Raw genomic sequence first — 21,393 nt, 5'->3', positions numbered from 1 at the left:
GATCACGCTCTGGTCAAATGGCCTGATCCATGAAGCGCGGGAACCAGCCTTCGTGCGCGGCGGTCAATTCGCCGAGCGGTATCGCCCGTGCCTCGCCGAGTTTCAGCGTGTCGCCGCCGGTCGAACCGATCCAGGGCGCGAAGATGCCGAGCTCGCCTTGCTGTTTGCGGATTGCATCCCAGTCCTCACTGTCTGGATGGATCGAGAGCGTCAGGAGATAACGGCCCTGGTCCTCGCCGAACCAGACCGGGATGGGATCGGTGCCGGCCAGTCCGGGGACGGTCGCGCCGATGCCGGATGCCATCGCCATTTCCGCCAGGGCGACGGCGATGCCGCCGTCGGAAACGTCGTGAGCCGCGGTGACGATGCCGGACGCGATGAGGGCACGCACATGGTCGCCGACACGTTTTTCATGGTCGAGGTCGACAGGCGGCGGCGGACCGTCGCTGCGGCCGTGAATGTCCCTGAGATAGACCGACTGGCCGAGATGCGTGCCCCATGAGGCCGGCGCGCCGACCAGCAGGATCATCTGGCCTTGCGCCGCAAAACCGGCCCGCACCATCTTCGACCAGTCGGCGATCAGCCCGACGCCGCCGATGGTCGGCGTCGGCAGGATGCCCTGGCCGTTGGTTTCGTTGTAGAGCGAGACATTGCCGGATACGATCGGGAAGCCGAGCGCGCGGCAGGCATCGCCAATGCCCTTCACCGCGCCGACCAACTGGCCCATGATCTCCGGCCGTTCCGGATTGCCGAAATTGAGATTGTCGGTGGCGGCCAGCGGCAGCGCGCCTGTGGCGGTCAGGTTGCGCCAGCATTCGGCCACCGCCTGCTTGCCGCCCTCATAGGGATCGGCCTCGCAATAGCGCGGCGTCACGTCCGACGAGAAAGCCAGCGCCTTGGTGGGATGGCCTTCGACCCGCACCACGCCGGCATCGCCACCGGGAAGCTGCAGCGAATTGCCCTGGATCAGCGTGTCGTACTGCTCCCACACCCATCGGCGCGACGAAAGGTCAGGCCCGCCGAGCAGTTTCAGCAGCGCGTCGGCGACATCGGCCTGCGGAACGTCATTGGCCGCAAGCGGCGCCGGCTTCTTCAGCTCGACCCACGGGCGGTCATATTCCGGCGCCTTGTCGCCGAGATCCTTGATCGGCAGGTCGGCGACCTGGTCGCCTTGATGCAGAACGCGGAAGCGCAGATCGTCGGTCGTCTTGCCGACAATGGCGAAGTCGAGCCCCCATTTGTGGAAGATCGCCTCGGCCTCCTTTTCTTTTTCGGGGCGCAGCACCATCAGCATGCGCTCCTGGCTTTCCGACAGCATCATCTCGTAGGCGCTCATACGCTCCTCGCGCACCGGCACCTTGTCGAGGTCGAGCTCGATGCCAAGATCCCCCTTGGCGCCCATCTCGACCGCCGAGCAGGTAAGGCCGGCAGCACCCATGTCCTGGATGGCGATGACCGCACCGGACGCCATCAGTTCGAGACAGGCTTCAAGCAGGCACTTTTCGGTGAAGGGATCGCCGACCTGCACAGTCGGGCGCTTCTCGTCGATCTTGTCGTCGAATTCGGCCGAGGCCATGGTGGCGCCGCCGACGCCGTCGCGACCGGTCTTGGCGCCGAGATAGACGACCGGCAGGCCGACGCCCTTGGCCTCCGACAGGAAAATCGCGTCCGTCTTGGCAAGACCCGCGGCAAAAGCGTTGACCAGGATATTGCCGTTGTAGCGGGCGTCGAAATTGACCTCGCCGCCGACCGTCGGCACGCCGAAGGAATTGCCGTAGCCGCCGACGCCGGAAACCACGCCCGCCACCAGGTGCCTGGTCTTGGGGTGGTCGGGAGCGCCGAAGCGCAAGGCGTTCATCGCCGCGATCGGCCGCGCGCCCATGGTGAAGACGTCGCGCAATATGCCGCCCACGCCTGTCGCCGCCCCTTGGTAGGGTTCGATAAACGAGGGGTGGTTGTGGCTCTCCATCTTGAAGACGACGCAGTCGCCGTCGCCGATATCGACCACGCCGGCATTCTCGCCAGGCCCCTGGATGACCCGCGGGCCGGTCGTCGGCAGCGTGCGTAGCCATTTCTTCGAAGACTTATACGAGCAATGCTCGTTCCACATCGCCGAGAAGATGCCAAGTTCGGTGAAGCTCGGCTCGCGCCCGACAAGGTCGAGGATGCGCTGGTATTCGTCTGGCTTCAGCCCGTGCGCGGCAATGAGCTCGGGCGTGATCGGCACGGAATTGGAAATGGTCATGGGCGGCGGTTTTTATCCGTGGGAGCTTGGGATTTTGAGTCTCCTCTTATCGCAAGCTTTGCGGCCGATACACCCATGGGCGGACGAAAAATGGCTGAAATCCGGAGAAAGCCGCGACGTCATGAGCGCGCTTCCCATCGGACCGGATTTCAACCGACGCGCCTCGGTCTTGCCTGGAGGCATGCCGTCGTCCTGAACGGCCGGCGCTCCAAGGGGAGGGGATCAGGAAAAACTGTCGTAGCCGGCGCGGCCTTCGTCGAGAAGCCGCCGGATCGCCGCAACGCCGTCCGCGATGTCCTTACGCTGCCTCGGTTGCGAAATGCCGAAGCGCACGGCGTGGAAGACCTGCTCGGAACGGCCCGCCTTGAACTCGTCTTCGTCGTCGATCAGCACGCCGTGCTCGAGGCAGGCGTTCTTGAACGTGCCGGAAAGCCAAGGATCGGGCAAGGTCAGCCAGACAAAGGGTATATTGTCCCGTGACTTGAATTCGAAGCCGGCCAAAGTCTCGCGCACGATGGCGGTGCGGGCGTTGATTTCGGCGATGCTGCGTTTGCGTATGTCCGCGGCCTGGCCCGACAGCACCAGCCGGGCATTCACCTCGGCCAGCAGGAAAGGCATGCCGCCGGTCATCATCTTGTGGGCAACGCGGATGCGATGGCGATAAGCGGGCGGGCAGGAAAGCCAGCCGCCGCGAACGCCGGCCGCTACCGATTTCGACAGGCCGCCTGCGACAATGGTGCGCTCGGGTGCATAGTCGGCCAGCATTGGCGTCGGATCTTCGGTCAGGCCGCCGTAAAGATCGTCCTCGATAAGGACGACATTGTATTCACGCGCGATCCGCGCGATTGCCTCACGTCGCGCTGCCGGCAGGATCGCCAGCGTCGGATTCTGCACAGTAGGCATCAGAAAGATCATCTTCGGATGCTTTTGCGCGCAGACACGCTCGAAATCGTCGGGGTCGAGACCCTGATGGTCCGATGCCACCAGCGCCGTGCGGCGACCGATCAGGCCGGCGCTGCGCGAAATCTGCGAATAGGTCAGATGCTCGAAGGCGACGTAATCGCCGGGCGTGGTCAGTGCGGCGATCGCCGCCATGACAGCGGCATGGGTGCCGAGCGTCGGCACGATCGTATCGGCGCTCGGTCGAAACGAATTGCGCGACAGCCAGCTGGCGCCGGCCTCGAACCAGCGCTCGGGAAAATCACGCGTGTAGCTCGAAATCTCATGCGCATGATCCAAAGCCGTGCGCGACAGCACTTCGGTGACGATGGCGCCCTGGCCGATATCGGGCGCCGCGGTGCTGTCGAAGCGCAGCTTGCCGCGCGGCGCATCGATGTCGCGCGTGCCTTGCGCGTCCGGCGCTATGAAGTCGGGCCTCGCGTTCTGTCGGCCGAGGACATAGGTGCCGCGCCCGACCTCGCCGCTGACCAGTCCGCGCTCGCGCAGCAATTGATAGGCCCTGCCGACCGTGCCGACGGTTGCGCCGATGTCATAGGCGAGATCCCGCTGCGGTGGCAGCTTTGCCCCGGCGTCGATCACGCCGCGGTCGATATCTGACTCAATGCTGTCAGCAAGGCGCTGATAAAGCGGGCCGGAACTGGCCGTGAGGTCGGGAAGCCAATTTGTCATGGTGACAATTTTGTATATTGCGTCGGACGATGAGTCAATTCACATGCATTGTGTGGAAGAAAAGAGTGCAATTTGCAGCTTTGGTAGAGCGAAATGGATACAATCGAGACAATCAGCGAGACAGGTGCAGGATTGTTCGGACCTGCCGCGGGACCTGTCGGCCGCGGCGGCTTTGTCAGCCGTATCGTGCATATGGTCAAATCGCTGGGGCGCTGGATCGACGGCCTGCTGGAGCGCAGGCGCAGCCGGCTTGCCTTGCTGGACATGACCGATGATCAGTTGAAGGACATCGGCATTTCCCGCTGCGACGCCCATCGCGAAGGGATCAGGCCATTCTGGGAATGAACAGGCGCGATGCAGTGTTCAATCCGGATTGCCTGGAGCCGGAAAGTGTGAAGCTGCAGCAGCCCGGCCATCCTAAGCGGCGGCGGTGCAGGCCGGATTGCCGGACTGCCAGCGCGCGATGTCGGAGCCGATGCGCGCGCCGAGCGGCTCGGCCATCAGCGGACCGAACACGTCGACACGGCTCGAATTGCCTTGTGCCTGCACCACCAGCAGCGGCTTGCCGCCATAATGCTTGGCTGGCACCAGCAGGAAGCGCGGCGTGCCGCTGAACGAATTCAGTTCATTGGCCATCTGGTAGGATTTGAAGGCCGGGTCCTTGCTGGCGATCCAGCATTTATGCGCTGATATCGCCACCTGTTCCATGGCCAGCAGAGCCGCGCTCTTGCCGGAGGGCGGCGGCGCACTTTTCGGGCCCGACTGGCAGGATGCCAGCGCAAGCCCGGTCGCAGCCAGGAGGGCAAAGCGAGCAATCGTCAGTCTCATGGTCAGGCCGCCCCCACGTTCTGAAAGAATTTTGGAATATCAGGCAGCGATGCCGAGCGCGCCTTCGAACAGCGCCCGCCCGTCATTACCGCCATGTGCCGCTTCGATCAGGTTCTCGGGATGCGGCATCAGGCCGAGCACATTGCCCTGGCTGCTGATGATGCCCGCGATGTCGTTGATCGAGCCGTTGGGATTGGTGCCGTCGGCATAGCGGAACACCACCTGGCCTTCGCCTTCCAGGCGTGCAAGCGTCTCGGCGTCGGCGAAATAGTTGCCGTCGTGATGCGCCACCGGCGAACGGATGATCTGGCCCGGCTGGTAGCGGCGGGTGAACATGGTATTGGCGTTGGCGATCTCGAGCTTCACCTGCCGGCAGACGAATTTGAGCGAGGAGTTGCGCATGAGCGCTCCCGGCAGCAGACCGGCCTCGACCAGGATCTGGAAACCGTTGCAGACGCCGATGACCATGACGCCCTTGGCTGCCTTTTCAGCGACCGCCCGCATCACAGGCATGCGCGCCGCGATCGCGCCGCAGCGCAGATAGTCGCCGAAGGAGAAACCGCCGGGAATGGCGATCAGGTCGACATCCGGGATTTCGGTGTCGGTCTGCCAGACCGTGGCTGGCGCCTTGCCGGAAATCTTGGTCAGCGCCGCGATCATGTCGCGGTCGCGGTTAAGGCCAGGCAGGAGGACGACGGCTGATTTCATTTCGGTTCGTAAGGCCTTTGGGTTTCGGCAAGTTCGCGCAGGTCAAGACGGCGTTCGATATGTTCCAGCCGATCATCCTGGCGAGCGAGCACACCATAGATATTCTTCACATCGCTCTCAGTGGCTATCAGATGGCCGCGGATGGAGCCAAGCTCTGATTTCACCTCTCCAAGCGTCAAATCCATCCTGTCCAACCGCGACTGGATCGACTTGAGGACTTCAAATATCAGGCTTCCATCGATCTCGGCCACCAACCCCTCCGACACAACCTCAGGTAAGCGTCACACTATAATTCTCAATCACCGTGTTCGCCAGCAGTCTGTCGCACATGGCCTTGAGATCGGCCTCGGCCTTGGCCTTGTCGGTCCCGGCGAGCTCGACGTCGAACACCTTGCCCTGTCGCACCGAGCCGATGCCGTCAAAACCCAGCCCCGACAGCGCATGCTCGATTGCCTTGCCTTGCGGGTCCAGCACGCCGTTTTTGAGGGTTACGGTGATACGGGCTTTCATCGACGCTCCTGAATGATCGGTATCGGCCTGCGCCGGACCTGCCATTGCCGGCAGGCCCGTTGCGGGCAATTAGTGCTTCATGCCCTTCGGCGGTTCGCTGGACGCGACGAGCACCGGTCCGGTTGGACGCGGCGGCTCGTTCTCGTTCATGATGCCGAGACGGCGGGCGACTTCCTGATAGGCTTCAACAAGGCCGCCCATGTCGCGGCGGAAACGGTCCTTGTCGAGCTTGTCCTGCGTCGCCACGTCCCACAGCCGGCAGGAATCGGGCGAGATCTCGTCGGCGACGACGATGCGCATCATGTCGCCCTCGAACAGGCGTCCGCACTCGATCTTGAAATCGACGAGCTGGATGCCGACGCCCATGAACAGGCCGGACAGGAAGTCGTTGACGCGGATGGCCAGCGCCATGACGTCGTCGATTTCCTGCGGGCTCGCCCAGCCGAAGGCAGTGATGTGCTCTTCAGAGACCATCGGATCGTCGAGCGCGTCGGCCTTGTAATAGAATTCGATGATCGAGCGGGGCAGGACTGTGCCTTCCTCGATACCAAGCCGCTTGGACAGCGAACCGGCGGCGACATTGCGCACCACCACTTCGAGCGGGATGATCTCGACCTCCTTGATCAACTGCTCGCGCATATTGAGCCGGCGGATGAAGTGGGTCGGAATACCCATCCGGTTGAGATGATTGAAGATGTGCTCGGAAATGCGATTGTTGAGCACGCCCTTGCCATCGACGACTTCGTGTTTTTTCTTGTTGAACGCGGTGGCGTCATCCTTGAAGAACTGGATCAGCGTCCCGGGCTCAGGGCCTTCATAAAGTATCTTGGCCTTGCCTTCATAAATGCGGCGGCGATTTTTCATTTGATTTTTCTCTGGATTTGCGGGCAGGCGGCAAGCGACCAGTTCCTGTCCGTCTGCCTAAATTAGTGTGGCGACGGTGGCGTTCAATGCCGGTGTCTATCGTAATCGCCTTGTTTGCTCAATCGGCAAATCCTTTCAATCAACTGCTTTCGGGACCGAAATGCCGCAGCGCAGCAAACCACGAAGCGTATTGACCGGCCGCCAGCCTTTTGGTTTGTGCTCCGCCATCACATATTCATCAATGCCAGCGAATCGATTTCCATCGGAGGGATGCCATGAGCAACATGAAGGATCGCGAAGAGGGTTTTGAGCGCAAATTCGTGTTCGATGAGGAGCTTCGGTTCAAGGCGTCGGCGCGCCGCAACAAGGCTCTCGGCCTGTGGGCCGCGGAAAAGCTCGGGAAATCCGGCGCCGAGGCCGACGCCTACGCCAGGGAAGTGGTAGTTTCCGATATCGAGGAAGCCGGCGATCACGACGTCTTCCGCAAGATCCGCAAGGATTTCGACGCTGCCGGCGTCAGCCAGTCGGACCATCAGATCCGCCGCACGATGGACGAATTGATGGCGCAGGCGATCGAGCAGATCAAGAACACCTGATCCGGCTGAAGCAGGTTCCGCAAAAGTGTCCCGCCATTTGCGACGAACCTGCGGCACACAAAAGAATGACTGGACCAATCGACCGCCCGGCCCAGCCGGGCGGTTTTTCTTTGCGTTTCCCGGCGTTTCCGGCTGAAACTGCGATCCTTAACGAGGAAGAAGCCGATGTCCCTGAAATCCCGCCTTGCGGCCGATGAAACGCTGGTCACCGCGTGGTCGGGCGTGCCGGACGCGCTGACCGTCGAAATCCTTGCCAGGCAGGGCTTCGATGCGGTCACGCTCGACATGCAGCATGGCGGCCATCACGAAGACAGCGTGTTGCGCGGCCTGGCGCCCGTGCTTGCCACCGGCAAACCGGCATTGGTGCGTATTCCCGTCGGCCGTTTCGACATGGCGAGCCGGGCGCTCGATTTTGGCGCCGAGGCGGTGATCGCGCCGATGGTCAACTCGGTGGCGGATGCAAAACTGTTCGCTGCGGCGATGAAATACCCGCCGGTGGGCGAGCGCTCCTGGGGCCCGACCTATGCCTTCCCACGCCATGGCAAGGGTGATCATGCCGAATGGCTGCGCGACAGCAACCAGCGCACCATGGCCTTCGCCATGGTCGAGACGCGGGCAGCGCTCGATGCGCTGGACGGCATCCTCGATACCCCCGGTATCGACGGCATTTTCCTGGGGCCATCGGACTTCTCGATTGCCTGGTCGAACGGCACGACCGTCAATTCGACGCTCGAAAGCATGATGGAAACGGTGGGTTCGATCGCCGAGCGTACCCGCAAGGCCGGCAAGCATGCGGCGATCTACGTCATCGAACCGGCCATCGCCGGCCGCGTCGTGGCGATGGGCTACCGGCTGCTGGCCACAGGGTCCGAGCACTCGCTGATTTCGCTGGGGGCGAAGACGCTTTTGAGGGGTATCAAGGATTCGATCGGCCCCTGATTGAGAGCAACGATCCGGTGGGGGTCGTCAGGCCTTCAGGTCGGTCAGGAATTTGGCGAAGGTCATCGAACCTTCGGGCCATGGGCCGAAGCCTGAATCGGCGTTGAGGTGACCGGCTTCACCGGCATCGATGAAGAGAGACCCCCAGGCGCCCGCAATGTCCTCGGCGACGTCGAAGGCGCAGAACGGATCGTTGCGGCTGGCAATCACCATGGACGGGAAGGGCAGGGGCTCGCGTGAGTAGGGGCCGAACGTCATCAGGTGCCTTGGCCGTATCTCCGGATTGGCGACATCGGGCGGCGCCACGAGGAATGCGCCGGCGACCGGCTTGCGGAACCGCGGGATGGCTTGTACCGCCGCGGCAACGCCCAGCGAATGCGCGACGAGGACGACGGGTCTCTCGGCCTCGTTGACGGCGCTGGCCACGCTCGCCGTCCAGTCCTCGCGCACGGGCTTGGACCATTCCGCCTGTTCGACGCGCCGCGCGGTCGACAGCCTGGATTGCCAGCGGGTTTGCCAGTGCTCGGGTCCGGAATTGGTATAGCCCGGGATGATGAGAATATCTGCGTCCTTGACCTTCATGGCGCGCATGTAGCGAGCGTCTCTGTTTCGTGCAACTATCTCGGCAGGCACGGCACGTCACAATTGTGAACAACCTGTTCGATTTTTCTCGCCTTGTGTGAACGATCGCGATCGACGATCTACCGTGGTGAAACGAAACAGCTGTGTAAGAGCCGGGCTTTTGGATCTGACACGACGCAAGATGACCGGTGGCGCAGGGCTCCTTGCCTTGGGAGTGTCGACCGGCGCTGGCCGAGCGGAGACTTTGATGAGTGAACTGCCCTTTGCTGCGACCACGCCGGTCAGCGTCTCGCGCGTCGGTCTGAAGGCCCGCGATGCCGAAAGCCTGGCCGCTTATTACCGTGCCGTTGTCGGCTTGCAGGAATTGAGCCGCGCCGATGGCGCGATCACCCTGGGCGCCGCTAACCGTCCGCTGTTGGTGCTGGAGCCGGATGCCTCGGCCAAGCCTGACGATCCGCGCAGCGCCGGCCTGTTCCACACCGCTTTCCTGCTGCCCAGCCGAGCCGACCTTGGCCGCTGGATCAATCACGCCATCGCCAGCAAGATCGCCATCGAAGGCGCCTCCGACCATCTGGTCAGCGAAGCGCTTTATTTGACCGACCCGGAAGGCAACGGCATCGAGATCTACGCCGATCGCCGGCCGCAGGACTGGAAATGGAACGGCGACAAGATCGCGATGGCGACCGAGCGGCTGAACATACCGGCCGTCGTTGCCGACGTGCCAGCCGGTGACGCCGGCTGGCAGGGTGCGCCTGAAAACAGCATTGTCGGCCACGTCCACCTGCGCGTCGGCCGGCCGGAAGAGGCGGAAGCCTGGTGGAACCAGGAATTCGGCTTCGACACGGTGGCGAAGTATGGCGGCCAGGCTGTGTTCCTGTCGTCAGGCCACTACCATCATCATATCGGCGCCAATGCGTGGCAGAGCGCCGGCGCCGGCCGCCGCGACCCGGCTCGGTCGGGCCTTGCCTGGGTCGAGATGCGTTCCGACAACGTGGCCAATGAAACGACCCGCGAAGATCCGTGGGGCACGGTGATCAGGACCGTTCCCGGCAAAGCGTGATCGGCAGTTACGTCCCGCGGTACTCTCTCCTCGTAAAGCGAGGGGGAGAAGGAAAGCCCGTCTCACGCCTCTCCGAACACCCGCCGGAAGATCGTGTCGACATGCTTGGTGTGATAGCCCAGGTCGAATTTCTCCCGGATCTCGGCTTCCGGCAGGGCGGCGATGACGTCCTTGTCGGCCAGCAATTCTTCAAGAAAATCAGCGCCTTGTTCCCACACCTTCATGGCATTGCGCTGCACCAGCCGGTAGGCGTCCTCACGAGAGACGCCGGCTTGCGTCAATGCCAAGAGCACGCGCTGTGAATGCACGAGGCCGCGGAACTTGTTCATGTTCTTCAGCATGTTGTCGGGATAGACGAGCAGTTTGTCGATGACGCTGGTCAGCCGCGCCAGCGCGAAATCCAGCGTCACCGTCGCATCCGGCCCGATCATGCGCTCGACCGAGGAATGCGAAATGTCGCGCTCGTGCCAGAGCGCCACATTCTCCATCGCCGGCAGTGCGAAGGAGCGCACCATGCGGGCAAGGCCGGTTAGGTTCTCGGTCAGCACCGGATTGCGCTTGTGCGGCATCGCCGACGAACCTTTCTGGCCAGGCGAAAAATACTCTTCGGCTTCCAGCACCTCGGTGCGCTGCAGATGCCGGATCTCGATCGCCAGCCGCTCCACCGACGATGCGATGACGCCGAGCGTGGCGAAGAACATGGCATGGCGGTCGCGCGGGATCACCTGCGTCGATACCGGCTCCGGCTTCAACCCGAGCTTTGCCGCGACATGCTCTTCGACATAAGGCTCGATATTGGCGAAGGTGCCGACCGCTCCCGAAATGGCGCAGGTGGCTATGTCCTCGCGAGCGTGCACGAGCCGCTCGCGGCAGCGCGAAAATTCGGCATAGGCTTGCGCCAGCTTGACGCCGAAAGTGGTCGGCTCGGCGTGGATGCCGTGGCTGCGGCCGATGGTGACGGTATCCTTGTGCTCGAAAGCGCGGCGCTTCAGCGCCGCAAGCAACGCATCGATGTCGGCCAGCAGCATGTCGCTGGCACGGGTGAGCTGCACCGCGAGACACGTGTCGAGAACGTCCGAGGATGTCATGCCCTGATGGATGAAGCGGGCGTCGGGTCCGACGAATTCGGCGAGATGGGTGAGAAAAGCGATGACGTCGTGCTTGGTGACGCGCTCGATCTCGTCGATCGCATCGACGTCGAACTTCGCGGCATTGCCTTTTTCCCAGATGGTCTTCGCCGCCTGTTTCGGAATGACGCCGAGTTCGGCCAGCGCGTCGCAGGCATGAGCCTCGATCTCGAACCAGATGCGGAACCGGGTTTCGGGCGACCATATGGCCACCATTTCCGGCCGGGAGTAGCGAGGGATCATCGGTCAGTCCTGACGTGTCGAGAAATTTGCCCGCGTCCTAACAGAGGCGGACAAAATGCTCAACGCCGCTGCCGCGCAAACCAGAGGCTGGCGGCAAACAAGGCGACGAAGCCGAGCGGAAAATAGAGCCGGACGCCGAGCACCGCGAACTGGTAGAGCGCCACCGCCATCGTGAAGACGAACTGAAGCCCCCAGGTGAGGGTGAAGGTGGGTGCATGCCATTCGGCATAGTAGGATCGGTATTGCAAGGCATACAGCCCGGCGGTCAAGCCGATCGTCGCCGCGGCGAGACCCACGAATGCCGCCGCGAAGGCGACTTCCCGGCTCCTTCCGAGCGAGACCAGCCGTGCCGCGAACAGGCCAACAGGAAAGGCCAGAGCGCCGCCGCCTGCAAACAGCAGCGTCACGGTGCGGATTTTATCTGGCGTCACCCAACTTTCCAGCAACAGGTTGAGGAGCGCGCTGGCGCCCATCGTGGCGGCCCACACCACAGCGCCGAGCAGCGCCGTGCGCAGCGCAGGTATGGCATGGCGGAGGTGGCCCAGGGTGCGGAGACGCCTGGCGGGTTGGACGAGCGGTGTCACAGGTGACCCGTCACCGCGATCCAGCGATAATCCGGCCCTTCGAAGCCATATTGGCGCACCGCAATCAGCACCGCATAGGCGCTGAGACTGTAGCGATTGCCGCAGGGAAATCCCGATCCATCCTGCACGCCATATTCTTCGAACGCGAAGACGCCGCCGTCCTTGGTGAAGCCCAGGATTTCAAGCTCGGCGACATCTCCGGCCCGGGCGGCGACGAGCGCGCAAAACTGCGCAAGCAGGCAAACGGCAAACAGAAGACGGTTTTGCATGACGTTTCCCGCCGGGCCAACGATATCGCCATTCCCTATCACGGCAAGACGCCGGCGTCGCGCTGTCCGATAAAGCAAGCGCCATGCATCCAATCGCGGCCTCGTCTGTTATTGTCGGCAGTCCCAATGGAGAACCACCATGACCGACACCAGCAAAATTCGTGAGCATATGGAAGTGATCGGTGCCGATGGCGTCCATGTCGGCACCGTCGACAAGGTCGAGGGGCAGCGGATCAAGCTGACCAAGTCCGACAGCGGCATGGGCGCGCATAAGGGGCACCACCATTTCATTCCCTTGAGCCTTGTTGCGGAGGTCGAGGGAAAGAAGGTCTGGCTGTCGGCGAATTCCGACGTCGCGGTCACTTTCGAGGAAGAAAAGTCCGACCCCACCTGATCGCGTGTAACCGCCGTCAGCGCGACGACCAGACCGGAAACAGATCGCCCTCGGCGGGCGTCGCGGCGAAAACGCCGCGAGTGATGGCGCGCGCCATCGTGGCGCCTGCCGCGGCATAAAGGTCGATTGCCGCGTCGGCTTCGAGCCGGATACCGCTCCTGCCCGTCGCCAGCGCGAAGACCAGATCGCCATCGGCCGGCGTGTGCGTCGGCCATATGGCCCGCACGAAACCGTCATGCGCCGACATGGCCAGGCGCTTTGCGGCAGCCTTGGTGAGAACGGCGTCGGTGGCGATGACGGCGATGGTGGTGTTGCCGCCGGCATCCGCCTTGTCCGTGAACGTCTTGTCGCGAAACTTCAAGAGGATGCTTTTGGCGTCGTCCGGCACCGGCGAGGGATAGCCAAGCGCGCCGAATTCATCGCCGATCTCGAACGGAGCCGCCCAGAAATGGCGGCTTCGGCTGATGGTTACCGAGCCGATCGGATTGACCGCCGCAAGCGCGCCGATCGTGACGCCATTGTCAAGCAGCGTCGAAGCCGAGCCAAGCCCACCCTTCAGACCGGAGGTCAGCGCGCCGGTGCCGGCGCCGGTCGTGCCGATCTGGAAATCCGAACCGGCGGCCTGCGCCGCCGCGTAGCCGAGATCGCGGTACGGCGGATAGCGGCCCCAGTCCTTGTCGCCGCCATTGCGCAGGTCGAACAGGATCGCCGCCGGCACGATCGGCACGCGAAAGCCGCCGACCTCGAAGCCAATGCCACGCTCGCGCAGCGCTGCCTGTACGCCGGACGCTGCGTCGAGGCCGAAAGCCGACCCGCCCGACAGCACCACGGCATGGACCGTCTCGACCGAATTGTGGGGTTCGAGCAGGTCCGTCTCGCGCGTGCCCGGTGCACCGCCCAGGATCTGGACGCCGGCTACAGCCGGTTCGTCGCAAAGGACGGTCGTCACGCCGGATTTCAGTCGGGCATCGGAGGCATTGCCGACGCTGAGACCGGCGACATCGGTGATCAGGTTGCGCGGGCCGGTGTGAAACATCAGTTGCTTTCCAACGGTACGAAGCGGGCACCATCGAAACGGAAGACGCGGTACGGATTCCGGCTGAGGTCGCCTTTTGCGTCAAAGCGCACCGGCCCGATAGCCGTGGTGAAATCATGCCCGATGAGCGCTTCGGCAAGCGGCCTGCCGGAGCTTGCCGCTTCCGCCATGGCCGCCTTGGCGGTTTCTACCGCCGCATAGGCCGGCAGCGTGTAGCCGTCCGGCACGATCTTTTGCGCGGCGAACGCCTCGATCACCTTGGGATCGGCGACATCGGCCCATTCGGGGGGAGCGATCATCAGTGTTCCCGTGGCATAGGGCACTGCGCCGGGCGGCGTGCGCAGGTTCTCGCCGCCGGCGAATACGATGCCGGCGTCGAGTTGCGCGGCGTCGCGACCCATGATGGCGATGTCGTCGCCATCGCCACCGGCAAAGACATGGGTTGCGCCGGCTTTCTTCAGCCGGCCAATCAGACCGATCTGGTTGTCGAGCTGCGGTCGGAACGTGTCGACGAACACCGGCTTCAGCGCCGCCTGTTCGGCAGCCGCCCGCAATGTCTCGGCGATCTCGCGGCCATAGATGGTGCCGTCGTCGATGACGGCGAACAGTTCGTTCTGCCAAAGCCGGGTAAGGGTGGCGGCGACGGCGTTGCGCTCGTCGCCGCCCCTCGGTCCGAGCCGGTAGATCGGCCAGCCGGTCTTGGGACGGCGGTCAGTCAGGCTCTCGGTTCGCACGCCAACAGTGATGACGGGGATGCCCGCGTCCTTGAGGATCGGCATCGCCGCCTCGATCGCTTCCGTACAGAGAAATCCAACCACCACATTGACCTTCGCGGCCGCGAATTCCCGGGCTGCCGCGGCACCCCCCTCGGCCGTGCAGGCATCGTCGACCGTCTTGAACTCGATGCCGTTCACCTGGGCCGCCATCTCGGCGCCCGCCTCGATCTGCCTGCCGAGGATCGCCGAGGATCCGGAGAGCGGCGCGGCAACGCCGACAAGCAGCGTCTGGGCGCTGGCGGCGCCGGTCAGCAGCAGCCAGGCCAGCGCGGCAGATATCGTTCCCCCGGGTCGCATCCTGTCGAAGACTTCCTCCAAGCGAGTCCGGATGGTCCCGGCGCCACTCCCGCCAAGACCTAAAGGCTGCCCGGTCTTGGCGCAACACGCGAATATCGGGATATGGGCCAAGCGCTTCGCTTGTGGCATGTCATATCTAGCCATATATAGCGGTAGGGTTCTGGTTATGGAAAATCTCCGGTGTTGAAGAAGAACGACATTGGGCCGCAGGCCTATCGCGACGCGATGAGCCATTTTGCCGGCCACGTCCATGTGGTCACCACCGACGGTCCGGCCGGCAGGCGCGGCGCGACGGTGATCGCGGCCTGTTCTGTGTCGGACACGCCGCCGACCATTCTGGTCTGCCTCAACCGCGAAAATCCCAAGAATGAGCCGTTCGTGAAAAACGGCAGGTTTGCCTTGAACACGCTTGCCTCGCACCAGGAGCCCCTGTCGGTGGGCTTTTCCGGCATGACCGGCTTGCCGGTCGAGGAACGTTTCGCGCTCGGGGAGTGGGATGTGATCTCCACCGGCGCGCCGACGTTGAAGGGCGCGCTGGCGGTGTTCGACTGCGAACTGATCGACACCAAGGACTTGGCCACCCATCGTGTGCTTTTTGGCAAGGTGACAGGCCTGCGCATGGGCGATAATTTGCGGCCGCTGATCTATCACGCCCGCGGCTACCACGTTCTGGAAAGCGGGGCAGAGGCGTCCACGGAGAAGGAATGACCGAGCTGAAACCGCGCCCCGTGCCGCGGACGATCGACGAGACGCTCGATCTTCTGACCGGCGCGGACTATGTGGCGGACAGGTCGTTGGCCACCGTGCTTTTCCTGTCGCTGCGCATGAAGCGGCCGTTGTTCCTCGAGGGCGAAGCCGGCGTCGGCAAAACCGAGATCGCCAAGGTGCTGGCCGAGGCACTCGGCCGCCGGCTGATCCGTCTGCAATGTTATGAGGGTCTCGACGTCTCGTCCGCCGTCTACGAGTGGAATTATGCCGCGCAGATGATCGAGATCCGCATGGAGGAGGCGGCCGGCAAGGTCGACCGCTCCGACATGGAGCGCAACGTTTTCTCGGAAAAATATCTGATACGCCGTCCGGTTCTCGATGCGCTGACCGGCAAGGCCGGCGCCGCCCCGGTTTTCCTGATTGACGAGCTCGACCGCACCGACGAGGCGTTCGAGGCCTTCCTGCTCGAGATCCTTTCCGATTTCCAGGTGACGGTGCCCGAACTCGGCACGATCAGGGCGGAGGAACCGCCGATCGTCATCATCACCACCAACCGCACCCGCGAGATCCATGACGCGCTGAAGCGGCGCTGCCTCTATCACTGGGTCGATTATCCCAGCGCCGAGCGGGAATTGGAGATCGTGCGCCGCAAGGTGCCGCAGGCGAACAGCCGGCTTTCGGCCGAGGTGGTCTCCTTCATCCAGAAGCTGCGCCAGATCGAATTGTTCAAGATGCCGGGCGTCGCCGAGACCATCGACTGGGCCGGCGCGCTGACCGAACTCGACAAAGTCGCGCTCGACCCGGAAACCGTCTCCGACACGATCGGCGTGCTGCTGAAATACCAGGACGACATTGCCCGCATCGGCGAGGGCGAAGGCCGGCGTATCCTCGACGAGGTGAAGGCCGAGCTTTCGGCGGCGGAGTAGGCGCATGGCCATGCCTCGCGCGGAACCCAAGGAGGCGACTGTCGACGGCCACATCGCCGACAACATCGTCTATTTCGCCCGTGTCTTGCGCAAATCAGGCATGCGGGTCGGGCCGGCCTCGGTCAAGGACGCCATCGAGGCGGTCCTTGCCGCCGGCATCGGCTCGCGCGACGATTTCTACTGGACGCTGCATGCCGTGCTGGTGTCGCGGCATGAGGACCATGCCACCTTCGACGAGGCCTTCCGGCTATTCTGGAAGTCGCGTGAACTGGTGGAAAAGATGCTGGCGATGCTTTCGCCGGTGGCGCCCGATAGCAGGGAGAAGCAGAAGCCACGCACGGCTGAAAGCCGTGTCAGCCAGGTTATGTTCGAAGGCCACAGCAGGAACCAGCCGGCGCAGGAAATCCCCGAGATCGAGGTCGACGCGCGCTTTACTTTCTCCGGCAACGAGGTGCTGAGGGCCAAGGATTTCGCTCAGATGAATGCCGCCGAGATGGCCGACGCCAGGAAAGCGATCGCCGAACTGCGGTTGCCCTTCGACATGGTGCGGACACGCCGGTTCAAGGCCGATGCGCATGGTCGCCGCATCGATCCGCGTGCCATGATGCGCTCGGCTGCACGCACTGGCGGTGAACTGATCCTGCCGAAGTTCCGCTCGCCCCGCGAAGTGTATCCGCCGCTGGTCGTGCTCGCCGACATTTCCGGTTCGATGAGCCAGTACACGCGCATTTTCCTGCATTTCCTGCATGCTCTGACGGAAAAGCGCCGTCGCGTGCACACTTTCGTCTTCGGCACCAGGCTCACCAATCTGAGCCGCCAGATGCGCCATCGCGATCCCGACGCCGCCTTGGCCGATTGTTCCGCCGCGGTGAAAGACTGGTCGGGCGGCACGCGCATCGGCGACACGCTGGCCGAGTTCAACCTGATATGGTCGCGTCGCGTGCTGGGACAGGGCGCGGTGGTGCTTTTGATCACCGACGGGCTCGAGCGAGACGCGGTCGACGGCCTCTCGGAGCAAATGGAGCGTCTGCACAAATCCTGCCGGCGGCTGATCTGGCTGAACCCCTTGCTGCGCTTCGGCGGTTTCCAGGCGCGCGCCCGCGGCGTCAGGGCGATGCTGCCGCATGTCGATGAATTCCGTGCCGTGCACAATCTCGACGCGCTCGCCGATCTCTGCGCTTCGCTGGACCGGAAGCCTGGATATGCCGTCGATCCGCGGCGATGGATGGAGGGTGGCGCGAGGCGCGCCGCGTAGCCATATGCTGCTGAAGACACATATTTTCGGGAAAAACAGACCCTGAGAGAAGCAACGATGAGCGACAGCATTTATCTCGACGAGGCCCGCGACCCGCTGATCATCGCGGAAGGCTGGATGAAGGACGGCAAGGATGTCGCCATCGCGACCGTCGTCGAGACCTGGGGTTCCGCGCCACGCCCGGCCGGCAGCCATCTGGTCATCGACGCCGACGGCAATTTCCACGGCTCGGTTTCGGGCGGCTGTGTCGAAGGCGCCGTGGTCACGGAGGCCATGGACGTCATCGGCACCGGCAAGCCCAGAATGCTGGAATTCGGCGTCGCCGACGAGACCGCCTGGCAGGTGGGCCTTTCCTGCGGCGGCCGCATCAAAGTTTATGTGGAAAGGCTAGGCTGATCTTCGATGGATCCTTATGCGCTGAAAACACTCAACGCCGAGCGTCGCGCGCGCCGCGCCGCGATCCTGGTCACCGATCTTGGTGATGGCCGCGACCGTGTCGTGCGCGAAGGCGATGCGGTCGCCGGCGATCTCGGTGCGGCGATCAGCAAGGCGTTCCGCACCGGGAATTCCGGCTCGGTCGAAGCGGAAGGGCGGACCTTCTTTCTCAACGCGCATCTGCCGCATCCGCGCCTGGTGGTGATCGGCGCCGTGCATATCAGCCAGGCGCTGGCGCCGATGGCCAGGATCGCCGGCTATCCAGTCGAGATCATCGATCCGCGCACGGCTTTTGCCACGTCGGACCGCTTCCCCGACGTCGCGTTGCACGCCGAATGGCCTGCGGAGGTCCTGCAACGACAGCCACTCGACAGCTACACGGCGGTCGCTGCCGTCACCCACGATCCCAAGATCGACGATTTCGCGTTGAAAGCGGCGCTCGACGCCAGGTGCTTCTATGTCGGGGCACTCGGCAGCAGGAAAACCCACGCCAAGCGGGTCGAGCGCCTGTTGGCGCTGGGCGCCAGTTCCGAGCAGATCGGTCGCATCCAGGCGCCGATCGGTCTCGACATCGGTGCGGCCAGCCCCGCCGAGATCGCCGTCGCCGTGCTGGCGCAGGTTATTCACGCATTTCGCTCGCGCGGCCTTGAAGCCAGGGACGCCGCAGCGTGAAATTCGGCCCGGTTCCTATCGAACAGGCTGAGGGCGCCGTGCTTGCGCACGCGGCGACGGTCGGCGAGCGACGTTTCCGCAAAGCGCATCGGCTGAGTGCAGAGGATGTCGGGGTGCTGAAAGCGGCGGGCATCGGCGAAGTCGTCGCGGCCGTGCTTTCTCCCGGCGATCTGGGCGAAGACGCCGCCGCTGAACGGATCGCGACCGGTATGCGCCACCGCAATGTCGCGGCCAAGCCTGCCGCGACCGGGCGGGTCAACCTCCATGCCCAAGCCGCTGGCGTCTTCACCGTCAGCAGCGCGATGATCGACGCCATCAATGCCGTCGATCCAACCATCACCATTGCCACGCTTGGCCAGCATGCGCCGGTTGAGAAGGGCCAGATGGTAGCGACAGTGAAGATCATTCCCTTCGCCGTCGGGTCGGCGCTGGTCGATGCGGTCATGAAGATCTGCGCCGGCGGCGAGATCTTTGCCGTCAATGCCTATCGGCCCATTCGTGTCGGTGTCATCCAGACCGTCTTGCCGGGCGTCAAGCCGAGCGTGCTCGACAAGACGTTGCGCGTCACCGAGGCACGGCTGGCGCGTTCGGGCGGGCGGCTGACGGCCGAGCGCCGCACGCCGCACGAGGTTGCGCGCGTGGCCGAGGCGGCCGCCTCGCTGGCGCGCGATAACGACATGGTGGTGATCTTCGGCGCTTCGGCCATGAGCGATTTCGCCGACGTCGTTCCGGCCGCGATCGAGGAAGCGGGCGGTACCGTCATCCGCGCCGGCATGCCGGTCGACCCCGGCAATCTGCTGGTGCTCGGCAGGCTTGCCGGCAAGCAGATCATCGGCGCGCCGGGCTGCGCCCGCAGCCCCAAGGAGAACGGCTTCGACTGGGTGCTCGACCGGCTGATCGCCGGCCTCGACGTAACGGCGACCGACATCGCCGGCATGGGCGTCGGCGGCCTGCTGATGGAAATCCCGACACGCCCGCAGCCGCGCGAACCGCTGCCGGCCGTAAGCCGGCTCAAGGTTGGGATCGTGCTTTTGGCAGCAGGCCGTTCGAGCCGCATGGGCGGGCCGAACAAGCTTATGGCGCTTTTCGACGGCCAACCGTTGGTCCGCCGTACAGCAGAGCGTGCGCTCGCCTCGCAAGCTTCGGGCACGATCGTCGTCACCGGCCATCAACGTGAGCGGGTGCGCGGCGCGTTGTCGGGCCTGGACGTGACCTTCGCCGACAATCCCGATTTTGCCGATGGGCTCTCCACCTCCGTGAAAGCCGGTATGGCCTATCTGCCGGGAGACGCCGCCGGTGCGATGATCGTTCTCGGAGACATGCCGGGTGTCTCGTCCGGCGATCTCGACCGGCTGATCGATGCCTTCCGCAAGGCCGGAGGCAATTCGGTGGTCCGCGCCTCGCACCTTGGCAAACGCGGCAACCCGGTACTTCTGCCGCGCTCGCTGTTCCCGGCGATCGCCCATCTCGAAGGCGATACCGGCGCACGCCATCTGGTGGAGGCCGAGGGGCTCGACGTCATCGATGTGGAGATCGGCGAGGGCGCGTCCGTTGATGTCGACACCCGCGAGGCGCTGGAAGGCGCCGGCGGCGTGCTGCAGGATTGACAAACCGAAGCTGAATTACGCATGGCTGAGTGATGGTTTTCAGTTCACCAGCGTCTGCGCTTCTACCCCCCTCTGGCCTGCCGGCCATCCCCCCCTCAAGGGGGGAAATCGACAGTTTCGATGACGGCTCCCGCCTTGCAAGCGTGGAGGTTGGCGAAAGCCGAACATATGTCCAATCTCTCCCCTTGAGGGGGAGATGGCCGGCAAGCCAGAGGGGGGCGTGCCGCGCTGCCCTCACAGCCTTGCTTTTCTTGTTTTCCGCCGCCTATGCCGATGCGCTCGAACTAAAACCCTTCAAGGACGATCTGTTCGCCTATCCCCCGACGCTCTCATCCGACACCAATGGCGCCTATACGGTCATCGACTACCGAGAGATGCGTGACATCAACCAGCGTGACCAGGTGCCGGAGCGAAGGGTGCACGCCCAGTACACCGACACCGGCGTACGCAAGGTGCAGCAGGATCTGCTGTTGAAGACCGATGTCGGCGATGTCAGGCACATTGCCGTTGGCAAGACGCAAGGCGCCGGTATCATGGTGCTTTACCTGCACGGGCAGGGGGGCAGCCGCAAGCAGGGCGTCGACGACTTCACCTTCGGCGGTAATTTCAACCGACTGAAAAACCTGATGGCCGGCAATGGCGGCCTCTATCTCAGCCCGGACTTTTCCGATTTCGGCGACACCGGCGCGGCGCAGGTCGCGGCCCTGATCAATCACTATGCCGAACAATCGCCAGCCGCGAAAATCTTCGTCGCCTGTGGCTCGATGGGCGGCGCCCTGTGCTGGAAGCTTGCCGCCCGCAGCGATACCGGCCGGCGCATCAACGGGCTGCTGCTGCTCGGCTCGCTATGGGACGAGAGTTTCCTTGCAAGCCCTGCCTTCAGGCGACATGTCCCGGTCTTCTTCGGCCAAGGCAGCCATGACGTGGTTTTCCCCGTGGAAAAGCAGGAAGCGTTCTTCCGCTCCATCATCGCAAGATCGAAAGCCTATCCCTATCCGACGCGGTTTGTCCGTTTCGAGACCGGCACCCATGGTACGCCGATCCGCATGACCGACTGGCGCGGCACGCTCAACTGGATGCTGTCGAAGGCGCCTTGATGCATG

25 protein-coding genes are annotated in these 21,393 nt (G+C 63.7%); 12 read left to right on the top strand and 13 right to left on the bottom strand.

Translation table 11 applies throughout. The features are described from left to right. Positions 1-13: 13 nt before the first annotated feature. Both purL and FJ964_RS02720 read right to left on the bottom strand, forming a co-directional pair. Positions 14-2,245, bottom strand: a complete 2,232-nt coding sequence (gene purL / locus FJ964_RS02725) for a phosphoribosylformylglycinamidine synthase subunit PurL (protein WP_140548907.1) — start codon at positions 2,243-2,245, stop codon at positions 14-16. 222 nt (positions 2,246-2,467) lie between these two features. Beyond that, positions 2,468-3,874 (bottom strand): PLP-dependent aminotransferase family protein, encoded by a 1,407-nt coding sequence (locus FJ964_RS02720; RefSeq protein ID WP_140548905.1) that lies wholly within the window; start codon positions 3,872-3,874, stop codon positions 2,468-2,470. A gap of 93 nt (positions 3,875-3,967) precedes the next feature. Between FJ964_RS02720 and FJ964_RS02715 the strand changes: the two genes are divergently transcribed. Then, positions 3,968-4,219: a DUF1127 domain-containing protein gene (locus FJ964_RS02715; protein WP_140548903.1), complete on the top strand. Its 252-nt coding sequence runs from the start codon at positions 3,968-3,970 to the stop codon at positions 4,217-4,219. A gap of 72 nt (positions 4,220-4,291) precedes the next feature. Here FJ964_RS02715 and FJ964_RS02710 read toward each other — a convergent pair whose 3' ends face one another. From FJ964_RS02710 to purC, 5 genes are all read right to left on the bottom strand, one after another. Beyond that, on the bottom strand, positions 4,292-4,702 hold the full coding sequence (locus FJ964_RS02710) for a hypothetical protein (protein WP_140548901.1): 411 nt from the start codon (positions 4,700-4,702) through the stop codon (positions 4,292-4,294). 39 nt (positions 4,703-4,741) lie between these two features. Next, the gene (gene purQ, locus FJ964_RS02705) at positions 4,742-5,410 is read right to left on the bottom strand and encodes a phosphoribosylformylglycinamidine synthase subunit PurQ (RefSeq protein ID WP_140493824.1); all 669 of its coding nucleotides are present in this window, start codon (positions 5,408-5,410) and stop codon (positions 4,742-4,744) included. Beyond that, positions 5,407-5,661, bottom strand: coding sequence for a hypothetical protein (locus tag FJ964_RS02700; RefSeq protein WP_140548899.1), 255 nt, complete (start codon positions 5,659-5,661; stop codon positions 5,407-5,409). Before FJ964_RS02700 ends, purQ begins: the two co-directional genes overlap by 4 nt. Before the next feature lie 19 nt (positions 5,662-5,680). Then, entirely contained in the window at positions 5,681-5,920 is a 240-nt protein-coding gene (gene purS, locus FJ964_RS02695) for a phosphoribosylformylglycinamidine synthase subunit PurS (protein ID WP_140517697.1), read from the bottom strand. Positions 5,921-5,989: 69 nt separating this feature from the next. Further along, positions 5,990-6,784 carry a phosphoribosylaminoimidazolesuccinocarboxamide synthase gene (gene purC / locus FJ964_RS02690; protein ID WP_127282327.1) on the bottom strand — a complete coding sequence of 265 codons (795 nt, stop codon included), beginning with the start codon at positions 6,782-6,784 and terminating at the stop codon, positions 5,990-5,992. A 275-nt stretch (positions 6,785-7,059) separates the two neighbouring features. Between purC and FJ964_RS02685 the strand changes: the two genes are divergently transcribed. Next, complete coding sequence (locus FJ964_RS02685) at positions 7,060-7,380, top strand: DUF1476 domain-containing protein (protein ID WP_140548897.1); 321 nt, start codon at positions 7,060-7,062, stop codon at positions 7,378-7,380. A 165-nt stretch (positions 7,381-7,545) separates the two neighbouring features. Further along, positions 7,546-8,319: an HpcH/HpaI aldolase/citrate lyase family protein gene (locus tag FJ964_RS02680; protein WP_140548896.1), complete on the top strand. Its 774-nt coding sequence runs from the start codon at positions 7,546-7,548 to the stop codon at positions 8,317-8,319. Positions 8,320-8,346: 27 nt separating this feature from the next. Here FJ964_RS02680 and FJ964_RS02675 read toward each other — a convergent pair whose 3' ends face one another. Further along, positions 8,347-8,901, bottom strand: coding sequence for an alpha/beta hydrolase (locus tag FJ964_RS02675; RefSeq protein WP_140549375.1), 555 nt, complete (start codon positions 8,899-8,901; stop codon positions 8,347-8,349). A gap of 247 nt (positions 8,902-9,148) precedes the next feature. Between FJ964_RS02675 and FJ964_RS02670 the strand changes: the two genes are divergently transcribed. Further along, positions 9,149-9,961, top strand: coding sequence for a VOC family protein (locus tag FJ964_RS02670; protein ID WP_140548895.1), 813 nt, complete (start codon positions 9,149-9,151; stop codon positions 9,959-9,961). 62 nt (positions 9,962-10,023) lie between these two features. Here the strand turns inward: FJ964_RS02670 and purB are convergent, their stop codons facing one another. Genes purB through FJ964_RS02655 form a run of 3 tightly spaced genes read right to left on the bottom strand, consistent with a single transcriptional unit; the run spans position 10,024 to position 12,184 of the window. Further along, the gene (purB, locus tag FJ964_RS02665) at positions 10,024-11,331 is read right to left on the bottom strand and encodes an adenylosuccinate lyase (RefSeq protein ID WP_140548894.1); all 1,308 of its coding nucleotides are present in this window, start codon (positions 11,329-11,331) and stop codon (positions 10,024-10,026) included. A 59-nt stretch (positions 11,332-11,390) separates the two neighbouring features. Beyond that, entirely contained in the window at positions 11,391-11,855 is a 465-nt protein-coding gene (locus FJ964_RS02660) for a hypothetical protein (protein WP_181172366.1), read from the bottom strand. 56 nt (positions 11,856-11,911) lie between these two features. Next, complete coding sequence (locus FJ964_RS02655) at positions 11,912-12,184, bottom strand: DUF2259 domain-containing protein (protein ID WP_140548890.1); 273 nt, start codon at positions 12,182-12,184, stop codon at positions 11,912-11,914. Positions 12,185-12,323: 139 nt separating this feature from the next. Between FJ964_RS02655 and FJ964_RS02650 the strand changes: the two genes are divergently transcribed. Beyond that, entirely contained in the window at positions 12,324-12,578 is a 255-nt protein-coding gene (locus FJ964_RS02650) for a DUF2171 domain-containing protein (RefSeq protein ID WP_140548888.1), read from the top strand. Positions 12,579-12,594: 16 nt separating this feature from the next. Here FJ964_RS02650 and FJ964_RS02645 read toward each other — a convergent pair whose 3' ends face one another. Continuing rightward, the gene (locus tag FJ964_RS02645) at positions 12,595-13,614 is read right to left on the bottom strand and encodes a P1 family peptidase (RefSeq protein ID WP_140548886.1); all 1,020 of its coding nucleotides are present in this window, start codon (positions 13,612-13,614) and stop codon (positions 12,595-12,597) included. Beyond that, complete coding sequence (locus FJ964_RS02640) at positions 13,614-14,687, bottom strand: ABC transporter substrate-binding protein (RefSeq protein WP_140548884.1); 1,074 nt, start codon at positions 14,685-14,687, stop codon at positions 13,614-13,616. Before FJ964_RS02640 ends, FJ964_RS02645 begins: the two co-directional genes overlap by 1 nt. Before the next feature lie 180 nt (positions 14,688-14,867). Between FJ964_RS02640 and FJ964_RS02635 the strand changes: the two genes are divergently transcribed. The 7 genes from FJ964_RS02635 (at position 14,868) to FJ964_RS02600 (ending at position 21,387) form a co-directional block, all read left to right on the top strand. Beyond that, positions 14,868-15,395: a flavin reductase gene (locus FJ964_RS02635; RefSeq protein ID WP_140548882.1), complete on the top strand. Its 528-nt coding sequence runs from the start codon at positions 14,868-14,870 to the stop codon at positions 15,393-15,395. Further along, a complete protein-coding gene (locus FJ964_RS02630) occupies positions 15,392-16,321 on the top strand; it encodes a MoxR family ATPase (RefSeq protein ID WP_140493800.1) in 930 nt (309 codons plus the stop codon). Before FJ964_RS02635 ends, FJ964_RS02630 begins: the two co-directional genes overlap by 4 nt. 10 nt (positions 16,322-16,331) lie before the next feature. Further along, positions 16,332-17,576 (top strand): VWA domain-containing protein, encoded by a 1,245-nt coding sequence (locus FJ964_RS02625; RefSeq protein WP_140549374.1) that lies wholly within the window; start codon positions 16,332-16,334, stop codon positions 17,574-17,576. 57 nt (positions 17,577-17,633) lie between these two features. Continuing rightward, a complete protein-coding gene (locus FJ964_RS02620; RefSeq protein ID WP_140548880.1) occupies positions 17,634-17,972 on the top strand; it encodes an XdhC family protein in 339 nt (112 codons plus the stop codon). Between the two features lie 6 nt (positions 17,973-17,978). Continuing rightward, positions 17,979-18,683, top strand: a complete 705-nt coding sequence (locus FJ964_RS02615; RefSeq protein WP_140548878.1) for an XdhC family protein — start codon at positions 17,979-17,981, stop codon at positions 18,681-18,683. Next, a complete protein-coding gene (locus FJ964_RS02610; RefSeq protein ID WP_140548876.1) occupies positions 18,680-20,290 on the top strand; it encodes a molybdopterin-binding/glycosyltransferase family 2 protein in 1,611 nt (536 codons plus the stop codon). The genes FJ964_RS02615 and FJ964_RS02610 overlap by 4 nt, the downstream gene beginning before the upstream one ends. 242 nt (positions 20,291-20,532) lie before the next feature. After that, positions 20,533-21,387: an alpha/beta hydrolase gene (locus tag FJ964_RS02600; protein WP_140548874.1), complete on the top strand. Its 855-nt coding sequence runs from the start codon at positions 20,533-20,535 to the stop codon at positions 21,385-21,387. The last annotated feature ends 6 nt before the right edge of the window (positions 21,388-21,393 follow it).

Origin of the sequence: Mesorhizobium sp. B2-3-2 (assembly GCF_006442295.1) — a bacterium.
Classification (GTDB): domain Bacteria; phylum Pseudomonadota; class Alphaproteobacteria; order Rhizobiales; family Rhizobiaceae; genus Mesorhizobium.
The sequence above is the reverse complement of the archived record's forward strand: the minus strand, read 5'-3'. Positions and strand labels throughout refer to the sequence as shown.

What these genes read in the sequence shown, in the direction of transcription:
- purL (WP_140548907.1), bottom strand. Translation starts at nt 2,245, where the DNA reads ATGACCATTTCCAATTCCGTGCCGATCACGCCCGAGCTCATTGCCGCG.
- FJ964_RS02720 (WP_140548905.1), bottom strand. Translation starts at nt 3,874, where the DNA reads ATGACAAATTGGCTTCCCGACCTCACGGCCAGTTCCGGCCCGCTTTAT.
- FJ964_RS02715 (WP_140548903.1), top strand. Translation starts at nt 3,968, where the DNA reads ATGGATACAATCGAGACAATCAGCGAGACAGGTGCAGGATTGTTCGGA.
- FJ964_RS02710 (WP_140548901.1), bottom strand. Translation starts at nt 4,702, where the DNA reads ATGAGACTGACGATTGCTCGCTTTGCCCTCCTGGCTGCGACCGGGCTT.
- purQ (WP_140493824.1), bottom strand. Translation starts at nt 5,410, where the DNA reads ATGAAATCAGCCGTCGTCCTCCTGCCTGGCCTTAACCGCGACCGCGAC.
- purS (WP_140517697.1), bottom strand. Translation starts at nt 5,920, where the DNA reads ATGAAAGCCCGTATCACCGTAACCCTCAAAAACGGCGTGCTGGACCCG.
- purC (WP_127282327.1), bottom strand. Translation starts at nt 6,784, where the DNA reads ATGAAAAATCGCCGCCGCATTTATGAAGGCAAGGCCAAGATACTTTAT.
- FJ964_RS02685 (WP_140548897.1), top strand. Translation starts at nt 7,060, where the DNA reads ATGAGCAACATGAAGGATCGCGAAGAGGGTTTTGAGCGCAAATTCGTG.
- FJ964_RS02680 (WP_140548896.1), top strand. Translation starts at nt 7,546, where the DNA reads ATGTCCCTGAAATCCCGCCTTGCGGCCGATGAAACGCTGGTCACCGCG.
- FJ964_RS02675 (WP_140549375.1), bottom strand. Translation starts at nt 8,901, where the DNA reads ATGAAGGTCAAGGACGCAGATATTCTCATCATCCCGGGCTATACCAAT.
- FJ964_RS02670 (WP_140548895.1), top strand. Translation starts at nt 9,149, where the DNA reads ATGAGTGAACTGCCCTTTGCTGCGACCACGCCGGTCAGCGTCTCGCGC.
- purB (WP_140548894.1), bottom strand. Translation starts at nt 11,331, where the DNA reads ATGATCCCTCGCTACTCCCGGCCGGAAATGGTGGCCATATGGTCGCCC.
- FJ964_RS02655 (WP_140548890.1), bottom strand. Translation starts at nt 12,184, where the DNA reads ATGCAAAACCGTCTTCTGTTTGCCGTTTGCCTGCTTGCGCAGTTTTGC.
- FJ964_RS02650 (WP_140548888.1), top strand. Translation starts at nt 12,324, where the DNA reads ATGACCGACACCAGCAAAATTCGTGAGCATATGGAAGTGATCGGTGCC.
- FJ964_RS02645 (WP_140548886.1), bottom strand. Translation starts at nt 13,614, where the DNA reads ATGTTTCACACCGGCCCGCGCAACCTGATCACCGATGTCGCCGGTCTC.
- FJ964_RS02640 (WP_140548884.1), bottom strand. Translation starts at nt 14,687, where the DNA reads ATGCGACCCGGGGGAACGATATCTGCCGCGCTGGCCTGGCTGCTGCTG.
- FJ964_RS02630 (WP_140493800.1), top strand. Translation starts at nt 15,392, where the DNA reads ATGACCGAGCTGAAACCGCGCCCCGTGCCGCGGACGATCGACGAGACG.
- FJ964_RS02625 (WP_140549374.1), top strand. Translation starts at nt 16,332, where the DNA reads ATGCCTCGCGCGGAACCCAAGGAGGCGACTGTCGACGGCCACATCGCC.
- FJ964_RS02620 (WP_140548880.1), top strand. Translation starts at nt 17,634, where the DNA reads ATGAGCGACAGCATTTATCTCGACGAGGCCCGCGACCCGCTGATCATC.
- FJ964_RS02615 (WP_140548878.1), top strand. Translation starts at nt 17,979, where the DNA reads ATGGATCCTTATGCGCTGAAAACACTCAACGCCGAGCGTCGCGCGCGC.